The 16780-nt window shown below is 57.1% G+C and carries 19 protein-coding genes; 14 read left to right on the forward strand and 5 right to left on the reverse strand.

From position 1 onward, the window contains the following. The first annotated feature begins 2 nt into the window (after window positions 1-2). From BN4275_RS05465 to BN4275_RS05480, 5 genes are read left to right on the forward strand one after another with little or no spacing between them, the layout of a single operon-like run. A complete protein-coding gene (locus tag BN4275_RS05465) occupies window positions 3-1193 on the forward strand; it encodes a M24 family metallopeptidase (protein WP_161940186.1) in 1191 nt (396 codons plus the stop codon). Further along, the gene (locus tag BN4275_RS17530) at window positions 1084-1335 is read left to right on the forward strand and encodes a M24 family metallopeptidase (RefSeq protein ID WP_242863700.1); all 252 of its coding nucleotides are present in this window, start codon (window positions 1084-1086) and stop codon (window positions 1333-1335) included. Before BN4275_RS05465 ends, BN4275_RS17530 begins: the two co-directional genes overlap by 110 nt. Before the next feature lie 29 nt (window positions 1336-1364). After that, window positions 1365-2372, forward strand: a complete 1008-nt coding sequence (locus BN4275_RS05470) for an ABC transporter ATP-binding protein (RefSeq protein WP_066455152.1) — start codon at window positions 1365-1367, stop codon at window positions 2370-2372. Continuing rightward, complete coding sequence (locus tag BN4275_RS05475) at window positions 2359-3387, forward strand: ABC transporter ATP-binding protein (RefSeq protein WP_066455154.1); 1029 nt, start codon at window positions 2359-2361, stop codon at window positions 3385-3387. The genes BN4275_RS05470 and BN4275_RS05475 overlap by 14 nt, the downstream gene beginning before the upstream one ends. Before the next feature lie 22 nt (window positions 3388-3409). Continuing rightward, a complete protein-coding gene (locus BN4275_RS05480; RefSeq protein WP_066455156.1) occupies window positions 3410-4387 on the forward strand; it encodes a uroporphyrinogen decarboxylase family protein in 978 nt (325 codons plus the stop codon). Between the two features lie 49 nt (window positions 4388-4436). On the opposite strand, the gene BN4275_RS05485 is transcribed toward BN4275_RS05480, so the two are convergent. Beyond that, window positions 4437-5582 carry a hypothetical protein gene (locus BN4275_RS05485; RefSeq protein ID WP_066455159.1) on the reverse strand — a complete coding sequence of 382 codons (1146 nt, stop codon included), beginning with the start codon at window positions 5580-5582 and terminating at the stop codon, window positions 4437-4439. 235 nt (window positions 5583-5817) lie between these two features. Between BN4275_RS05485 and BN4275_RS17800 the strand changes: the two genes are divergently transcribed. Together BN4275_RS17800 and BN4275_RS05490 are read left to right on the forward strand one after the other, a co-directional pair. Further along, on the forward strand, window positions 5818-5952 hold the full coding sequence (locus BN4275_RS17800) for a hypothetical protein (RefSeq protein WP_255420049.1): 135 nt from the start codon (window positions 5818-5820) through the stop codon (window positions 5950-5952). A gap of 115 nt (window positions 5953-6067) precedes the next feature. After that, window positions 6068-7177 (forward strand): ABC transporter ATP-binding protein, encoded by a 1110-nt coding sequence (locus BN4275_RS05490; protein WP_066455161.1) that lies wholly within the window; start codon window positions 6068-6070, stop codon window positions 7175-7177. 204 nt (window positions 7178-7381) lie between these two features. Here BN4275_RS05490 and BN4275_RS05500 read toward each other — a convergent pair whose 3' ends face one another. Next, on the reverse strand, window positions 7382-7921 hold the full coding sequence (locus BN4275_RS05500; RefSeq protein ID WP_066455167.1) for a QueT transporter family protein: 540 nt from the start codon (window positions 7919-7921) through the stop codon (window positions 7382-7384). A gap of 192 nt (window positions 7922-8113) precedes the next feature. Here BN4275_RS05500 and BN4275_RS05505 point away from each other — a divergent pair, with 192 nt between their 5' ends. The 5 genes from BN4275_RS05505 to BN4275_RS05525 are packed head-to-tail and all read left to right on the forward strand — an operon-like array spanning window position 8114 to window position 12647. After that, the gene (locus tag BN4275_RS05505) at window positions 8114-8887 is read left to right on the forward strand and encodes a dihydroorotate dehydrogenase electron transfer subunit (protein WP_066455183.1); all 774 of its coding nucleotides are present in this window, start codon (window positions 8114-8116) and stop codon (window positions 8885-8887) included. Then, window positions 8884-9795 carry a dihydroorotate dehydrogenase gene (locus BN4275_RS05510; protein ID WP_066455185.1) on the forward strand — a complete coding sequence of 304 codons (912 nt, stop codon included), beginning with the start codon at window positions 8884-8886 and terminating at the stop codon, window positions 9793-9795. The genes BN4275_RS05505 and BN4275_RS05510 overlap by 4 nt, the downstream gene beginning before the upstream one ends. Before the next feature lie 7 nt (window positions 9796-9802). After that, a complete protein-coding gene (locus tag BN4275_RS05515; protein WP_066455186.1) occupies window positions 9803-10462 on the forward strand; it encodes a histidine phosphatase family protein in 660 nt (219 codons plus the stop codon). 50 nt (window positions 10463-10512) lie between these two features. After that, the gene (gene ruvX, locus BN4275_RS05520; protein WP_066455188.1) at window positions 10513-10941 is read left to right on the forward strand and encodes a Holliday junction resolvase RuvX; all 429 of its coding nucleotides are present in this window, start codon (window positions 10513-10515) and stop codon (window positions 10939-10941) included. A 53-nt stretch (window positions 10942-10994) separates the two neighbouring features. After that, complete coding sequence (locus tag BN4275_RS05525) at window positions 10995-12647, forward strand: glutamate--tRNA ligase (protein WP_066455191.1); 1653 nt, start codon at window positions 10995-10997, stop codon at window positions 12645-12647. Window positions 12648-12919: 272 nt separating this feature from the next. Here BN4275_RS05525 and BN4275_RS05530 read toward each other — a convergent pair whose 3' ends face one another. Then, on the reverse strand, window positions 12920-13189 hold the full coding sequence (locus BN4275_RS05530; RefSeq protein WP_066455193.1) for a hypothetical protein: 270 nt from the start codon (window positions 13187-13189) through the stop codon (window positions 12920-12922). Window positions 13190-13313: 124 nt separating this feature from the next. Here BN4275_RS05530 and BN4275_RS05535 point away from each other — a divergent pair, with 124 nt between their 5' ends. Both BN4275_RS05535 and BN4275_RS05545 read left to right on the forward strand, forming a co-directional pair. Further along, complete coding sequence (locus BN4275_RS05535; RefSeq protein WP_066455196.1) at window positions 13314-13526, forward strand: helix-turn-helix domain-containing protein; 213 nt, start codon at window positions 13314-13316, stop codon at window positions 13524-13526. Between the two features lie 380 nt (window positions 13527-13906). Next, a complete protein-coding gene (locus BN4275_RS05545; protein ID WP_066455203.1) occupies window positions 13907-15556 on the forward strand; it encodes a glutamine--tRNA ligase/YqeY domain fusion protein in 1650 nt (549 codons plus the stop codon). A gap of 50 nt (window positions 15557-15606) precedes the next feature. Here the strand turns inward: BN4275_RS05545 and BN4275_RS05550 are convergent, their stop codons facing one another. Together BN4275_RS05550 and yfbR are read right to left on the reverse strand one after the other, a co-directional pair. Beyond that, the gene (locus BN4275_RS05550) at window positions 15607-15960 is read right to left on the reverse strand and encodes a DUF805 domain-containing protein (RefSeq protein ID WP_242863586.1); all 354 of its coding nucleotides are present in this window, start codon (window positions 15958-15960) and stop codon (window positions 15607-15609) included. Window positions 15961-16099: 139 nt separating this feature from the next. Continuing rightward, window positions 16100-16672 (reverse strand): 5'-deoxynucleotidase, encoded by a 573-nt coding sequence (gene yfbR / locus BN4275_RS05555; protein ID WP_079988107.1) that lies wholly within the window; start codon window positions 16670-16672, stop codon window positions 16100-16102. Window positions 16673-16780 lie beyond the last annotated feature (108 nt).

The raw sequence follows: 16780 nt of genomic DNA on the forward strand, positions 1-16780 counted from the left end.
AGATGGAACTTTACGAAAACCGGCTCATACGGGCGCGGGAGCGGATGTCTGGCTGCGGTGTGAACGCGCTGCTGCTGCCGCCGTCGACCGACCTCTTCTATTTCACCGGCTACCAGGGCGTGGCCACCGACCGGCCGGTCCTTTTTCTGCTCACGCAGGAGGAGTCGCTCCTGCTGCTGCCTTCGTTTGAGGCCGCAGCGGCTGAAAAGACGCTCGAAGCGCCGGTGCGGCTTCTGCCCTGGGAGGAGACCGGGGACCCCTTCGTCATAGCCGCGCAGATGCTCCCGTACGGCACTGTAGCGGTCGGCGCGCGGATGTTCAGCCGCTGGCTGCTCACGCTGCAGGGGCTTTTGCCGGATTGCCGCTGGGTTCCGGGCGATTTGGTCACCGCCGCTTTGCGGCGGAAAAAGGATGTTCATGAGCTTTCCCGCATCGAGACGGCGCAGCGGATGGCGGAGGCGGCGCTCGAACAGCTTCTGAAAGAGCCGTTCGAAGGCAAAACCGAGCGCCAGCTCGCCGGCCGGCTGAACGAACTGCGCCGGGAGGTCGGGCTCACCCAGTTTGGGGACCCGCTCATCGCTTCGGGCGAAAACTGCGCGGACCCGCACCACCGCACCGGAACCCGCGTCATCCAGAAGGGCGATTCGGTCATGCTCGATTTCGGCGGCTGCTATCAGGGCTACCGCGCGGACATGACCCGCACTTTCTTTGTCGGCCCGCCGACCGAAAAGCAGCGTGCCGTTTACGAGATTGTTCTGGCCGCGCACCACGCCGCTGCCGCCGCCATCCGGCCGGGCGTCACCGGCGAAACGGTCGACGCGGCGGGCCGGGCGGTCATCGCGGCTGCCGGCTACAGTCGGTATTTTACCCACCGGCTTGGCCATGGCATCGGGCTCGATTCCCACGAGGAGCCGTTCTTAGTGGCCGGGAACAATACGCCGCTTGAGGTGGGCAACGTTTTCAGCGACGAACCGGGCATCTACCTGCCCGGGGAATTCGGCGTGCGGATTGAAGATCTCGTCTGCNGCCGCCATCCGGCCGGGCGTCACCGGCGAAACGGTCGACGCGGCGGGCCGGGCGGTCATCGCGGCTGCCGGCTACAGTCGGTATTTTACCCACCGGCTTGGCCATGGCATCGGGCTCGATTCCCACGAGGAGCCGTTCTTAGTGGCCGGGAACAATACGCCGCTTGAGGTGGGCAACGTTTTCAGCGACGAACCGGGCATCTACCTGCCCGGGGAATTCGGCGTGCGGATTGAAGATCTCGTCTGCGTCACCGAGGACGGCTGCCGGACCTTCAACCATTTTCCCAAAGAGCTGATCTCAGTTGTCTGACCGATCCAAAAAAGGGGGGTGAAACCGCTTTGGGCAAACATCTGCTTGAAATCCACAACCTGCGCACCTGTTTTCACACCGAACGCGGCCTGCTGCCCGCGGTGGATGGAGTATCGCTGCACATCGATGAAGGAGAAATCCTGGGCCTTGTAGGGGAATCGGGCTGCGGCAAAAGCATCACCTCGATGTCGATTCTGCAGCTCGTCCCGAAACCAGCCGGAGAGATCATGGGCGGGGAAATTCTTTTTGAAGGCACGGATCTTTTAAAGCTGGGCCCAAAGGAGATCTGCCGGGTTCGCGGCAACCAGATCTCGATGATCTTCCAGGAGCCGATGACCTCCCTGAACCCCACCATGACCTGCGGCCGGCAGATCACCGAAGCGCTGCATCTGCATGAGAAACGCAGCAAAAAAGAAGCGATGGCACGCGCGGTGGAGCTTCTGCGGCTGGCGGGCATCCCGAACCCGGAACAGCGGGTCAAGGAGTATCCCCACCAACTGTCGGGCGGCATGCGCCAGCGGGTGATGATCGCGCTCGCGCTCGCCTGCAGCCCGAAGCTGCTCATTGCGGACGAACCGACCACCGCGCTTGACGTGACCATCCAGGCGCAGATCCTCGACCTCATCAAGCAGATCCGGGATGAATTTGGCATGTCTATCCTGCTCATCACCCATGAGCTTGGGATCGTGGCCGAAACCGCCGACCGGGTGATCGTCATGTACGCCGGAAAGATCGTGGAGGAGGCCAAGGTGCGGCCGTTTTTCGCAAAGCCGCTGCATCCTTACACCGCCGACCTGCTGTGTTCGATCCCGCGCCTGGACGAACGGCAGGAGCGCCTGCACGTCATCGAGGGCAGTGTCCCGAATCTGATCGACAAGCCGGAGGGCTGCCGTTACCACACCCGCTGCCACGAAGCCTGCGACCGCTGCCGCAGACAGGAGCCTCCGCTTTTCAAGGTGGAAGGCGAACGGCATGTGGCCTGTTGGAAATACGCGGACATCGCCGAAAAGGAGGCGCAGCAGCATGGCGAATTCTGAGCAGAACCCGTCCGGCGCGCCCGTCCTTCTGGAGGCCAGAGAGCTAGTGAAACATTTTCCGGTCAAGACAAGCGCCCTTTTCGCTCCAAAACGGTATGTCAAGGCGGTGGACGGGGTTACGTTCACGGTGCATGAAAATGAAACGCTCGGTCTGGTGGGCGAATCCGGCTGCGGCAAGACGACGCTCGGCAAGATGCTGCTGCGTCTCATCGAGCCGACCGCCGGACAGGTACTCTTTGAAGGCGAGGACGTTTTGCGCACAAGCAGCCAGCAGCTGCGCAAAATGCGCCGCCGGATGCAAATCATCTATCAGGACCCCTTCTCCTCGCTCAATCCGCGCATGAACGTCGGGGATATCATCGGTGAGCCGCTCTATGTGCAGGACAGCATCAACGGCCAGGAGAAGCTCCAGCGCGTCTATGAGCTGCTCGACGTGGTCGGGCTGCCGCGCGCGAGCGTCAAAAAGTATCCGCATGAATTTTCCGGCGGACAGCGCCAGCGCATCGGCATCGCCCGGGCGCTCATCCTGCGCCCGAAGCTGATTGTCTGCGACGAGGCGGTTTCTGCGCTCGACGTGGCCACCCAGTCGCAGATCATCAACCTGCTTGAGGATCTGCAAAAGCAGTTCGGGCAGGCATATGTCTTTATCGCGCACGGTCTGTCGGTCGTCAAGCATATCTCCGACCGGGTTGCCGTGATGTATCTTGGAAAGATCGTCGAACTTGCAAAAAGCGACACGCTCTATGCGCATCCGTTGCATCCCTACACCCAGGCACTGTTCTCCGCCGCGCCGATCCCCGATCCCACGGTGGAAAAGCAGCGCATCCTCCTGGAAGGAGATGTCCCCAGCCCGATGAATCCTCCCTCCGGGTGCCGGTTCCACACCCGCTGCCGGATGGCAATGCCCCTCTGCAGCGAATCGGAACCCCCGTTTTGCGAGGTGCGGCCCGGTCATTTCGCCGCCTGCCATCTCCTGAGCGGCAAAACAGCAAACGGCCCATCCAAAGAAGGGTGAGCCTGTCAGAAAGGAATCTGTTATGAATCGAAAAGAACGCGTGGCCGCGATTCTCGCGGGCAAACCCGCCGACCGCGTGCCGATGGGGTTTTGGCTGCATTTTCCCAGCGAAGCTTTCCACGGGGATGCAGCGGTCGAAGCCCATATGAAATTCTTCGCCGAAAGCAGGACCGACATCTGCAAGGTGATGAACGAAAACCTCTGCCCCTGCGGACACGATATCTCCAGCGCAGGCGATTGGAAAAAAGTTCGTCCCTACAGGCGGAATTCCTCCTTCATTCAGGATCAGGCGGACATCGTCAAACGGATCACCGACCGTATCGCGGGCGACGCGCCGGTCGTGGTCACCATTCATGGGATATTTGCATCTGCTTCGCACACCCTGCTCGGTGTTCCGAAATATGACACGATCGGCCGCTACGCGCAGATCTACCACCTGCGCACGGACCCTGACAGCGTTTTGAGCGCCTACCGCGCGATTGCCGAAACATTGACCAATCTCTGCGAGGCCTGTCTCGACGCGGGCGCGGACGGGATCTATTTCGCGGCGCTCGGCGGCGAACGGGACGGACTGACCGACGAGGAACATGCAAAGTATCTCGCGCCGCTTGAAATCGGCATTCTCAATGAAACCCGCGCCAAGTCGGCGATGCATTTTTTGCATATGTGCAAGCCCCATGTCGATCCGCGGCGGTTTGTGGACTATCCCTGCGATGTCTATAACTGGGGCGTGCTGGAAAGCGGCACCTCTCTCGCGGAAGGCTATGACATCTTCCCCGGCAAGGTGATGATGGGCGGACTTGATGACCGCAGCCCGGCGCTGCTGAGCGGATCGTATGAAGAAATTGAAGCGGAGGTTCACGCCATCCTCCAGAGCGTTGATCACCGGCGTTTCATCCTGGCAAGCGACTGCACCCTTCCAGCAGACCTGCCTTATGATCGCGTCGCGATGCTTGAACGCGCCTGCGAAAGTTATCAGCCGGTCATGGCGGCCGTCTGAAAAAAGAAAATCCCCCGGGCCTAACCCAGGGGATTTTTTCAATTGCTGTTCAAAAACCAGTGCCCGGATTGGCTTTGTCAGCTTCGGGCGCCTCTTCCGGAATGTTCTCCGTTTCGGCTTCGGCCGCCGGCGCGGCCGCGAAGATGTAGGTGCCGAGCTGCCGGGTCTTCATCTGGAAAACGAAATCGTCGTCATCGTTGGTGACGAATTTGCCTTTGGAGGTGATGTCAACCAGCTCTCCGCCGGCGGTTTCCTCATAGACGATGATCTCGTCCTCGTCCACCGTCAGCTCATCGTCGTCATCAAGATACGGAACGTTCAGTTCCAGTATTGCGCGGGAGGTGGAGGAAATCTGCGGATTCCCTACAAACTGGCGGATGAACGCGTCCTGATCCGCGAATTTTTCCGCGTATTTCGAGTTGTCCCATTTGGTGGACATCTTCGGATAGTATTTGGCAACGTCGCTGTCCGCCGTGAAGCTGAGCTTCGCGATCTGGTCGTTCTCGTCCTCCCAGATCACCTCGTTGTCCTCGTTTTTCTCGGGTTTGAAGACAACGCCGCGGGTTCCGGCCATCTGATCCTGGTCGCCCTCGAGCACTTTGTTGGTGACCCAGAACGGCTCGGTCGTCACGGTGCATTGGGTGCCCTTCGGAATCGTATCGCCGCTGTAAGCAAGATCCTTCTTCGCGGTGGCCTGCAGTTCGAAGGAGATCTTGAACTCGTCGTCGGTCATAAACTCCTTCAGATTGACCTCCAGATACCAGTTGCGCGCACGGTCGTTCCACGCAACGGTGTCGGTCAGGTAAACCTTGTTGGTCAGCTTTTTCTGAACCAGCTTGACCGAGGAGACATACTTGGAACCATCCTCCTTGGAAACCTTGATCTTGACATCTTCGTTGTCCAGGTCGAGTCCGTCATCGCTGTCGATGCTCAGATAGAGCTTGGAACCGGATTTGATTTCCGTATTCTGGGTATTTCCATCTTCACCATTGTCTTCGCCGGGCTGCAGCTTATCATTTGCGTCGTCAACAATCGCATACCAGTAAAGTTTCAATTCTGCCCCATCATCTTCCTCAAACACCAAATCTGCCAGCTCGTCCTTTGCCGCGTCGCCCTCCAAAACCGCCGCAAACGCCGTCACGCCAAGGGTCAGGGTCATCGCCAGGGCCAGTACCATTGCCAGGATCTTTTTCATTTTGTCTCCTCCTTTATTTCCTCAGTTTTTATTTTTTCGTGCTCTCCAGTCACGATAGATCCCACAGTTTCCATTGTCTTCCCCGCCATGGCGGGGAAGACACGAAGCGGGCCCGCTTCGTACACTTAATTATTTTAGTATATTATACCAGAATCACAATCCGGTCACACGCTTTTCCGGTAATTTTCGTTTATTTCCGCAGAAATCCGCAAACACTATTCCCGAGGTGATTAAAATGGCCAAACAAGGAATGAAACGCCCGGAGATCGACCGCAATAAGCCCCCCAAAAACGAGGCCGGCCCTGTGCCGGAGATCCAGGGCAAAGCAAAATTCACAAAGGAAAAAGCCAAACCCATCACAGAGAAATAAAAACGGGGAAAACCCGCCGCCATTTGGCGGCGGGTTTTCCCCGTTTTACGCATAAGCGGGCGGAATGCGGTTCACAATAGGAGTATCTTTCCAATTTCATCACGGGAGGCGCGCAATGGCCAGTATATCGCTACGCAGTATCTATAAAATCTATCCCGGCAATGTGACTGCCGTACACGATTTCAACCTCGAAATCCAGGATAAAGAATTCATCATCCTCGTCGGGCCGTCCGGCTGCGGCAAATCCACCACTCTGCGGATGATCGCCGGGCTGGAGGAAATCTCCAAAGGGGAGCTGTACATCGGCGACCGGATGGTCAATCAGGTCGCTCCAAAGGACCGCGACATTGCAATGGTATTCCAAAATTATGCCCTCTACCCGCACATGACCGTGTTTCGCAATATGGCGTTCGGTTTGCAGCTGCGCCATGTGCCTAAGGACGAAATTGAACGCAAAGTGCGCGGCGCGGCCCGTATCCTTGATATCGAGCATCTGCTCGACCGCAAGCCGAAAGCGCTCTCCGGCGGCCAGCGGCAGCGGGTCGCGCTGGGGCGCGCGATGGTGCGGGACCCGGCGGTTTTCCTGCTCGACGAACCGCTTTCGAACCTCGACGCAAAGCTGCGCACCGCGATGCGCTCAGAGATCACCAAACTGCATAAAAAACTTGGCACCACTTTCATCTACGTCACCCACGACCAGACCGAGGCGATGACGATGGGCGACCGGATCGTCGTCATGAAGGACGGTTTCGTCCAACAGGTCGACACACCCCAAAATCTTTACGACCACCCCTGCAATCTGTTTGTGGCGGGTTTCATCGGGTCGCCGCAGATGAACTTTTTTGAAGTCACCCTGCAAAAGCTGGACGGGAAATTCGTCGGGATGTTCGGCGCAACGCCCATTGTCATCCCGGAAGGCAAACTTCCTCCCCAGGTACTCGAAAGCTATCTCGGAAAGGAACTGATTCTCGGCGTTCGGCCGGAAAACCTGCACGACGAGGAAGTCTACATGGACATCCCGACCGCCAGCGTCCTGCCCGCGCGCATCGAACTGGCGGAGCTGATGGGATCGGAGATTTATCTCTATCTCATGAGCAACGATACCCGCATGGTGGCGAAGGTTCCGCCGCGCAGCCAGCGCAAGAGCGGCGACGCGGTGCAGATCGCCATCGACTGCACCAAACTGCACATCTTCGATAAGGAAACCGAACACGCCCTAACCTGAATTTTTGATTCAATTGTTCAAGCGCCCAAAACCAAAAGTTTTTCTCGATTTTTTCAAAAAATTGCAGGGGCCAGGGAACGGCGTCCCCCGCATTTGGCGCCGCAGCGCCTGCTTCGGGCGCTTTTTCGGTTCCTTTTTCAAGAAAAAAGGAACAAGGCCGGCGGCGCAAAATTGCGCCGCCGGCCTTATGCATTCTATTTAGACTCACAGATTCCGGAACAGTTTCCGATCGAGGCCCTTGCGCTCCAGCGCCCACACGAGCAGCAGCCCGATCACACAGCAGGACAGCAGCTGTCCCCCGCCGACCTGCAGGGCATTGATAAGGAAGATCCTCCAGTTGAAGCCCCCGGCTATCACAAAGGTGAGCTCTCCGCCGATCACCACAGCGTTCAGGAGCACCGGCGGGAGCGATGAAAGTACCGGCAATCCATGAAACCGCACGCCGCGTAAAACCCACGAAAGCCACGCGGCAGTCAGCGTGGCGGCGGTACCGAAGAAGATGTCGAGCATGCCGATGATGTTCGCACCGGTCGCAAAGCCAATCGCATTGGTAAGCGCGCAGCCGAGCGATACGCCCCAGATTGCGGCCGGGCTCAGCACCGGGAGCAGGGTCAGCGCTTCGGAGACGCGCACCTGCACCACACCGAACGAGAGCGGCAACAGGCAGATGCTGATTGCACAGTAGGCGGCCGCGATCATCGCGGCAACCACCATACGGCGGATAGCGGTATTCTGTTTTTGCATGATTTGGTCCTCTTTTCTATAGTTTTGTTTAAGGTCAGGATAGTTACGAACTGACCGCTGTCTGGCAGCAAGGAGTATTTTACCAGAGCAGTGGAAAAAATGCAAGCGCAGCGTTGTCCTGCCCGGAAAAATATAGTATAATATTTTTTTAGAGTGCTTGCATGATACCGCATCTGGAAAGGATTTGATCGTATGGCATACCTGCAGGGCCGCTATCCCATTGCCGGCCGCAGCGAACTGGCCAAAGGCATCTACAGTTACCGCATCCATTGCCCCGAAATCGCCTCCCAGGCAAAGGCAGGGCAGTTTGTCCACCTGCGCGCGGACGGCTTTTTCCTGCGCCGCCCGATTTCGATCTGCGAGATCGACCGGCAGTCCGGGGAGCTTCGTATCGTATTCGAGGTGCGCGGGGACGGCACCGCCAAGCTCGCCGAACTGCGGGAGGGGGATTTTATCGATCTTCTCGGCCCGCTCGGCAACAGCTTTTCGCAGCTTGCGCGGGACAGCCGCGTGATCCTCGTAGGCGGCGGCATCGGCGTGCCGCCAATGCTTGAAACCGCCAAGGCCTACGGCCCAAACGCCACCGCGATCATCGGCTTTCGCAGCGCGGACGCCGTAATCCTGCAAGCCGACTTCAAAGCCGCGGGCTGCGACACCCGCCTTGCTACCGACGACGGCTCGGCCGGCTATCACGGTTTTGTCACCGGCCTGCTCGAGGCGCGGCTGAAAGAAGGCCCCGCGGATCTCATCTGTGCCTGCGGCCCGATGCCGATGCTGCGCGGAGTGGTAGGTCTCGCGGAACAATACGGCGTGAGGAGCGAAGTCTCGCTCGAGGAGCGGATGGGCTGCGGCGTGGGCGCCTGCCTCGTCTGCGCCTGCAAGACGGTCAAGGACGGCCGTGAGATCTACACCCACGTCTGCAAGGACGGCCCGGTATTCGACGGAAAGGCGGTGGTTTTCGAATGAGCAGGCTTTCGGTAAATATCGCCGGGGTAACCTTCAAGAATCCGGTGATCACCGCGTCCGGCTGCTGCGGCTTCGGCCGCGAATACGATAAGCTTTACCCGATGGAAAAGCTCGGCGGCGTGTCCCTCAAGGGGATCACCCCGCTCGAACGGCAGGGAAACCCGCCCTGCCGCGTGGCGGAAACACCCGCTGGCATGCTCAACTCGGTCGGGCTGCAGAACCCCGGCGTCGACGCTTTCCTGCGCGACGAGCTGCCGGGCATTGCGAACCGCGACATCGTGCGCATTGCAAACGTCGCGGGCGCCTCGGTCGACGACTATCGCCTGATGGCGGAAAAGCTCGACGAATCCGCCGTCAGCATCATTGAGGTCAACATCTCCTGCCCGAACGTCAAAGAGGGCGGCGTGGCGTTCGGCATCTCCTGCCAGTCGGCGGCCGCGGTCGTCGCGGTGATGCGCGGCGCGACCAAAAAACCGCTGATGGTCAAACTCACCCCGAACGTGACCGATATCACCGAGATCGCCCGGGCGGTCGAGGACGCGGGCGCGGACGCGGTTTCGCTCATCAACACCCTGCTCGGTATGCGCATCGATCTTAAAACACGCCGCCCGGTGCTGCATCAGAATGTCGGCGGGCTTTCCGGCCCGGCGGTCTTCCCTGTGGCGGTGCGGATGGTCTGGCAGGTCGCGAACGCGGTCAAAATTCCGGTTGTCGGGATGGGCGGCATTGAAAAGTGGCAGGACGCCGTTGAGATGATGCTCGCAGGCGCGCGGGCGGTGCAGATCGGCGCGGCGCTCTTTGCAGACCCATACACCCCGCTCAAGGTGATCGACGGGATGAACAGATGGCTCGATGAAAACCACATCGCCGACGTGAATGAAATTGTCGGCGCCGTGAAGCCCTGGTGATGAAATTATGACAACCCTATATCTGATCCGGCACGCGCAGGCGGAGGGAAACTGGAAGCGGATTTTCCAGGGTCACACCGACGGCCAGGTGAGCGAGGTGGGCGAGCGGCAGCTTGCGCATCTCGCCAAACGGTTTGAAAATATTCATCTCGACGCGATCTATGCGAGCCCCCTTGCCCGCACCATGCAGACCGCCCAAGCGGTCAACCACGACCAGCTGCACATTATTAAAACGCAGGGGCTGATGGAACTGGACGGCGGCGATTTTGAAGGGGTCCCGTTCGCGGATCTCGCGTCGGTTTCGCCCGAACAGGCCTATAACTGGGATCACGATCTGGCAAACTTTCACGCGCCGAACGGCGAAAGCATACGCGAGGTCTACGCGCGCATGCGGGATACGGTTAACCGCATCGTCCAGCGGCATCCGCATCAGACGGTCGCCATCGTTTCGCACGGCGGCGCGCTGCGAAGTTTCCTCTGTTTTGCGTCCGGTCTGGGGCCCGAACAGATTGCGCGGATCCCATGGTGCGACAATACAGCGGTCAGTAAGGTGCTTTTCGACCGCGGCTTTACCCCCACCGTTTCCTATCTGAATGACAATTCCCATCTGCCCGAAGCGGACAGCACTTTTGCCAAACAGACCTGGTGGAAGCGGCATGCGACCTGATTGCGGCGCCGGAAACCTGCCGGCCCGCACCTGAAAGGAGTTTTTAACAAATGAAGATACTGGCAGTTGATTATGGCGACAGCCGCACCGGGCTTGCCTGCTGCGATCGGACCGAATACCTGGCCTCCCCCATTGGGGTCATCCACGAAAAGGTCATGGGCCGCGTTTTGCAGCAGGTAGCTGCGGCGGCGGAAGAATATGAGGTCGGGGAAATCGTGGTGGGGCATCCGCTTAATATGAACGGTTCCGCCGGGCCGCGCGCCAAACTCTGCGCACAGTTCGCAGAGGACCTGGGGAGGCTGGTAAACGTGCCGGTACGCCTCTGGGACGAGCGCGGCACGACTGTTTCGGCCGCCGGATACCTCAATGACACCAACACCCGCGGCCAGAAGCGCAAAGACGTTATCGACGAGGTCGCAGCAACCATTATTTTGGAAAGTTATCTGGCCTACCGGCGAAATCACGTTGAAAACAAATGAAATCTATAGTAAAATAAAGGAACCTGTAAAATCCTGCATAAAGGAGCTTCAAGATGGATTATCACGCACTTGCCGATCTGTTGTTTGCGGATATCACCCAAACGCCGGAGGATATCGCGGCAAAATACCCGCCGCGCCAGCTTAAGGAAGGCGCAAAGGTCACCCGTATCGCCCCCAGTCCGACCGGTTTCATGCATCTGGGCAACCTGTTCGGCGCAATCGCGGACGAGCGCCTCGCCCATCAGAGCGGCGGCATCTTTTATCTGCGCATCGAGGACACCGACCAGAAACGCGAAGTTGAGGGCGGCGTCGAAACGATTTTAAAAGTCTTTTCCGATTACGAGCTTCCCTTTGACGAGGGGGCCGTCCTGGATGGCGACAATGGCCTCTACGGGCCATACCGACAGCGGCAGCGTGCGAAAATCTATCAGACCTATGCCAAATGGCTGGTTCAGCAGGGCAAGGCCTATCCCTGCTTCTGCACCGAAGCGGATCTCGCGGCCATCCGTGAAAAACAGGCGGAATTGAAAGAGAATTTCGGTTACTATGGCAAATATGCCGTGCACCGGGACATGCCGTTCGACGAGGTGAAAGCGAAGATCGACGCGGGCGAACCGTTTGTGCTGCGTTTTCGCAGCGAGGGCAGCCTCGAACGCAGGGTGAAGTTTAACGACCTTGTGAAAGGCACGATGGAATTCCCGGAAAACGACCAGGATGTTGTGCTCTTAAAATCCGACGGTATCCCCACTTACCATTTCGCGCATGTGATCGACGACCACCTGATGGGCACCACCCATGTGGTGCGCGGCGAGGAGTGGCTCGCCACCCTGCCGATCCATCTGCAGCTCTTCGCGGCAATGGGCTGGAAACCGCCCAAATATATCCACACGGCCCAGCTGATGAAGATGGACGGCGGCAGCAAACGCAAGCTCAGCAAGCGCAAAGACCCGGAACTGGCGCTCGATTTTTATAAGGAGCAGGGTTACTGCGTGGCGGCCGTGAAGGAATACATCCTGACCCTCCTGAACTCCAATTTCGAGGACTGGCGGCTGGCCAATCCTGACGCGCCGCTCGAAAGCTTCAATTTCACCACCAAGAAGATGGGCGTGTCGGGCGCGCTGTTTGACATTGACAAGCTCGGCGATGTTTCAAAGAACGTCATCTCCCGGATGACGGCGGACGAAGTTTATGACCTGCTCACTGAATGGGCAAAACAATATGACCCGGACTTTTACGCGATTCTCGCCCGCGATCCGGCTTATTCCAAGGCCATCCTGGCGATCGGCCGCGGCGGCAAAAAGCCCCGCAAGGATATCATGATCTGGAGCCAGGCAAAGGATTACATGAGCTTTTTCTTTGATGAGCTGTTCGTGCCGGATTTCAGCTTTTCACAGGACGGGCTTTCGCCCGAGCTGACCCGCCGGGCGCTGGAGGAATATCCCGCGCTTTATGATCCGGCGGATGACAATTCCGCATGGTTTGAAAAGGTCAAGGGATTGGCCGCGTCGCTCGGCTGCGCGACCGATATGCGGGAATACAAAAAGAACCCGGAAGCCTATCCGGGCAGTGTGACCGATGTGAGCACCGTGCTGCGTGAAGCCATCACCGGGCGGCGCAATTCGCCCGATCTCTGCGAGATTATGAAGCTGCTTGGCCGTGAGCGTGTGATGAAGCGGCTTGCGGCGGCAAGAGCCACTTTGGGATGAATTGCGCCTTCCAGGCGCCCCGGAGGAGTCGCCTCCGGCGGCCCTATTTCTTGCCCGTGCAAGAAATAGGGGAAAGAACACGCCAAGGGGAAACCCCTTGGAACCCCGCCGCCGCTGGTTGCTTCGCAAAGGCGGCGGCCGTGGGCTTCGGCAAAAGACCTGCACCGTGCCCGCTCCCAGCAAAATGGTCAGCTCAAGACTGAATGCAGCGCCAGCCGCCCCCAAAGGGGCTGCCGGGAAAATCCGGGACGTTTGTCCGCCAATACAGGGACTCACCGGAACGTGAACACCGCGTTCGCAAGGGAAACACCCGCGCGAAATCCCGCGTCAAAATAAACGCCTTTCAGGTCGCTGACTTTTTCAAAAGCCGCGTCGCCAAAATCAAAAGCCTCCGGGTCCTGGCCCACAAGCTGTTCAAACTCATACCGGAGCGCTTCTTCCAATGCGGCCGCGTCCGGCAGCTTCGCTGCCGGTTCGCCTCCGTAAAGCAAAAGTTCGCTGAGATCGTCAAGGGTAAGCGAATGTTTAAAATCAAATGTCATAGCAATCACTCCTTACCATTATTTTACGTCTTTTTTCTAATTTGTCAATATATTTTCTTATTTTTTAGATTATTGACGTAATATCAACAATATGTTATCTTACAATAAGAAAGGGGCGGCCTGAATGGGGCTAGCAAAAAAAGTTAGAATCCTCCTGATTGAGCGAGGAATGACCCAAGTCAAACTTGCCGCCAAGTTGGGAATTACACCCGCAACGCTTAATGACAAACTCGTGCGGGATAATCTTTCCGAACGTGATCTCGTCAAAATTGCCGATGCACTCGACTGCGATTTTGAAGCGTGTTTTGTCCTGCGCGACACTGGCAAACGGATTTAGCGCATTTCCAAATATCGCCGCCCTGCGGCGGCGATGGCGCTATTCGCGCCTTGCTGGACAATGAGAATTCCCGCCGGCATCGATTTTTGAACGCGAAGCGTTCTTTCGATCCGTTTGTCCGCTTTGCGCACAGCGCGCGGCCGCAACGGTTGCGGCCGCCCGTCCCGCGTGCTTTTTATCACGCGGGACATACCGTTCTGTCTCAACAGATTGCGTGCTGTCTTTGCCGAAGGCAACCAAACAGCACGCACGGGGCCGCGGGGTGTCCCCGCGTGTCCTTCTTTGGTTCCTTTCTTGGACAAGCAAGAAAGTCACCCTGCGGAGCAATTCCGGGTGCGCGAAGGGCGCAAAAAAGATTTTAAATTGAGAAGGGATAGAGTATGAGCGAAGAAATTTCCAATTTTATCCACGACATTATTGATGAAGACATTGCAAATGGCTTCACCGAGCAGATCCACACCCGCTTTCCGCCGGAACCGAACGGTTATCTTCACATTGGCTCGGCAAAAGCCATCTGGATCAACTGGAGCACCGCGATGAAATATAACGGGCTCTTCAATCTTCGTTTCGACGATACCAATCCGGTCAAAGAGGATACCGAATACGTCGAATCGATCGAAGAGGATCTGCGCTGGCTGGGCGCCATTCCCAACGGCGGCATCTACTATGGCTCGGATTACTTTGACCAGTGCTATGAATATGCTGTCAAGCTCATCAAAGACGGCAAAGCATATGTCTGCGATCTGACGCCGGATGAGATGCGCGCATATCGCGGCACCCTCACCGCTCCGGGCAAGGAAAGCCCTTACCGCAGCCGCTCGGTTGAAGAAAATCTCGATCTTTTTGAGCGGATGAAAAACGGCGAGTTCCCGGACGGCAGCAAGACCCTGCGCGCCAAAATCGACATGGCCTCTCCCAACATGAATCTGCGCGATCCGGCCATCTACCGGATCGTCCGGGCGCATCATCACCGGCAGGGCGACAAATGGTGCATCTACCCTTTGTATGATTTTGCTCATCCTATACAGGATGCAATTGAAGGAATCACCCATTCCCTCTGTTCGATCGAATTTGAAAACCATCGTCCGCTCTACGAGTGGGTGGTTGATAATATCGGGTTCGCGCACAAACCCAAACAGCGGGAATTTGCCCGCCTGAACATCACCCATACGGTCATGTCCAAGCGCTACCTGCGTGAACTGGTCGAAACCGGTAAGGTTGACGGCTGGGACGATCCGCGTATGCCGACCCTATGCGCGCTGCGCCGGCGTGGTTATACGCCCGCGTCAATCCTTGAGTTTGTCAAGCGTGCCGGTGTTGCCAAGGCAAACAGCATTGTCGACATCAAGCTGCTCGAATACTGCATCCGTGAGGAGCTCAATACCAACGCGCCGCGCCGGATGGCGGTGCTCGATCCCGTCAAGGTGGTCATCACCAACTATCCGGAGGACAAAACGGAAGCCTTCCCGGTTGCGAATAATCCTGTCGACCCGGAAAGCGGCAGCCGCGACGTGATCTTCTCGCGCGAAGTTTACATCGAGCGCAGTGACTTCGCGGAGGTGCCTCCGCCGAAGTTCCAGCGGCTGAAGCCGGGCGGCGAAGTTCGCCTGATGGGCGCTTACATTGTAAAATGCGACGAGATCATCAAAGATGCGGACGGCCAGATCATTGAACTGCGCTGCACCGCTGATCTGGAGACGAAGAACGGGAGTCCGATCGATGGGCGCAAAGTGCGCGGAACGATCCACTGGGTCTCGGCGGCGCATTGTGTCGACGCAAAGGCCATGCTTTATGACAACCTGTTTACGCTCGAAAATGTGAACGATGTGCCGGAAGGCACCAACTATCTCGACTATCTCAATCCGGGCTCGCTCACGGAGCTTTCCGGCTGCAAGCTGGAGGCTTCCCTGGCGCAGGCCAAGCCGGGCGACCGGTTCCAGTTTGTGCGGATGGGATATTTCTGCATGGACAGCAAAAATGCGGATACCTTCAATCGGATTGTGACCCTTAAGGACAGTTTTAAGGCATAAAATGAGAAAAGCCCCGCAGCCAGTAGGCCGCGGGGCTTTTAAGTTTCAGATCAGACAGTCTGTGCGCTTTCATAGGGGTTATTTTCATTGACGCTTGGTTTGACAAACCAGACGATCAGGATGATCCAGCCAACCAGCGGGATCAGACCAACCAGCCAGTACCAGCCCGACTTGCCGATGTCGTGCAGGCGGCGAATGCAGATTGCGATTCCGGGGATCAGCGCGGCAAGGCTGTAAAGACCGCCGACGATTCCGAAAATGGAAATCATCATGGTGAGGACGTTGATGACCACACCGATCAGAATGTTCACAACGAACGCCATCCAATAGCCGCGGACGGTGGTCCTGTCCTTGAAGTTCGCGTAATTTTTCCACATCGCAATGTACTCTTTCAAAAATTCCATAAAAAATCCCTCCTCAAGAATTTTCTTTTATTATAGCATACACATTTTACGTTTTGTCGTATATTTTTTATAAAAAACCGGTAAAATATATATTTTCTATATATTATATAAGTTTTTCTGCAAAATCCGGGCATGTTCGTTAATTTTTTGCCAAATTGAGTTCATCCAGCGTCATTTCATAGGCCGGCAGGAACTGTTCTAGAAAAGTTTCCACCGCAGGCAGGTCCATTGCATGCAGAGCGTCAAGCTGCGCCTGCCGCGCGGAGAGAAAATCGTCATTGCCCATACGGATCTCTTCGATGCATTTGATAAGCGCCGAAAGCTTATCCGCAGCTTTGACGATCTGTAAAATTTGCGGGTCCTCTTCATAAAAGCATGGATGGTAAGCGGCGGAAAGCTCCTCCGGCAGGGTGGACAGCAGCCGGTCGGAAGCAATCTGTTCAATCTCCTTGTAGGTTTGTTTGATTTTGGGGTTATAATATTTCACCGGGGTGGGCATGTCGCCGGTGAGGATCTCGCTGCAATCGTGATAGAGCGCGCAGAGTACCGCCTTCGCCGGGTCCAAGCCTGAAAGCAAAGCCAGCGCATGGGCGATATAGGCCACGTCCAGAGTGTGTTCGCTGAGCGTTTCCTGCCGGGAGTTGCGCATCAGGCCCCAGCGGGTGATATATTTCATGCGGGAAAGCATGGCGAAAAAGCTGTATTCCTTCAAGATCTTCTCTCCTTTTGCTTTTGCGGAAAATTGGGGTGTGCATTAAATTATAGCAAATATCCCACCTAAAAGAAAGAGACGCTTTTAAAAACGGCAAATTGTGGTATA

Source organism: Anaerotruncus rubiinfantis, from assembly GCF_900078395.1.
GTDB lineage: Bacteria > Bacillota > Clostridia > Oscillospirales > Ruminococcaceae > Anaerotruncus > Anaerotruncus rubiinfantis.

Excerpts from the sequence above, each read along its gene's own strand:
- BN4275_RS05475 (WP_066455154.1), top strand. The coding sequence starts at position 2,359 with ATGGCGAATTCTGAGCAGAACCCGTCCGGCGCGCCCGTCCTTCTGGAG.
- BN4275_RS05480 (WP_066455156.1), top strand. The coding sequence starts at position 3,410 with ATGAATCGAAAAGAACGCGTGGCCGCGATTCTCGCGGGCAAACCCGCC.
- BN4275_RS05485 (WP_066455159.1), bottom strand. The coding sequence starts at position 5,582 with ATGAAAAAGATCCTGGCAATGGTACTGGCCCTGGCGATGACCCTGACC.
- BN4275_RS17800 (WP_255420049.1), top strand. The coding sequence starts at position 5,818 with ATGGCCAAACAAGGAATGAAACGCCCGGAGATCGACCGCAATAAGCCC.
- BN4275_RS05490 (WP_066455161.1), top strand. The coding sequence starts at position 6,068 with ATGGCCAGTATATCGCTACGCAGTATCTATAAAATCTATCCCGGCAAT.
- BN4275_RS05500 (WP_066455167.1), bottom strand. The coding sequence starts at position 7,921 with ATGCAAAAACAGAATACCGCTATCCGCCGTATGGTGGTTGCCGCGATG.
- BN4275_RS05505 (WP_066455183.1), top strand. The coding sequence starts at position 8,114 with ATGGCATACCTGCAGGGCCGCTATCCCATTGCCGGCCGCAGCGAACTG.
- BN4275_RS05510 (WP_066455185.1), top strand. The coding sequence starts at position 8,884 with ATGAGCAGGCTTTCGGTAAATATCGCCGGGGTAACCTTCAAGAATCCG.
- BN4275_RS05515 (WP_066455186.1), top strand. The coding sequence starts at position 9,803 with ATGACAACCCTATATCTGATCCGGCACGCGCAGGCGGAGGGAAACTGG.
- ruvX (WP_066455188.1), top strand. The coding sequence starts at position 10,513 with ATGAAGATACTGGCAGTTGATTATGGCGACAGCCGCACCGGGCTTGCC.
- BN4275_RS05525 (WP_066455191.1), top strand. The coding sequence starts at position 10,995 with ATGGATTATCACGCACTTGCCGATCTGTTGTTTGCGGATATCACCCAA.
- BN4275_RS05530 (WP_066455193.1), bottom strand. The coding sequence starts at position 13,189 with ATGACATTTGATTTTAAACATTCGCTTACCCTTGACGATCTCAGCGAA.
- BN4275_RS05535 (WP_066455196.1), top strand. The coding sequence starts at position 13,314 with ATGGGGCTAGCAAAAAAAGTTAGAATCCTCCTGATTGAGCGAGGAATG.
- BN4275_RS05545 (WP_066455203.1), top strand. The coding sequence starts at position 13,907 with ATGAGCGAAGAAATTTCCAATTTTATCCACGACATTATTGATGAAGAC.
- BN4275_RS05550 (WP_242863586.1), bottom strand. The coding sequence starts at position 15,960 with ATGGAATTTTTGAAAGAGTACATTGCGATGTGGAAAAATTACGCGAAC.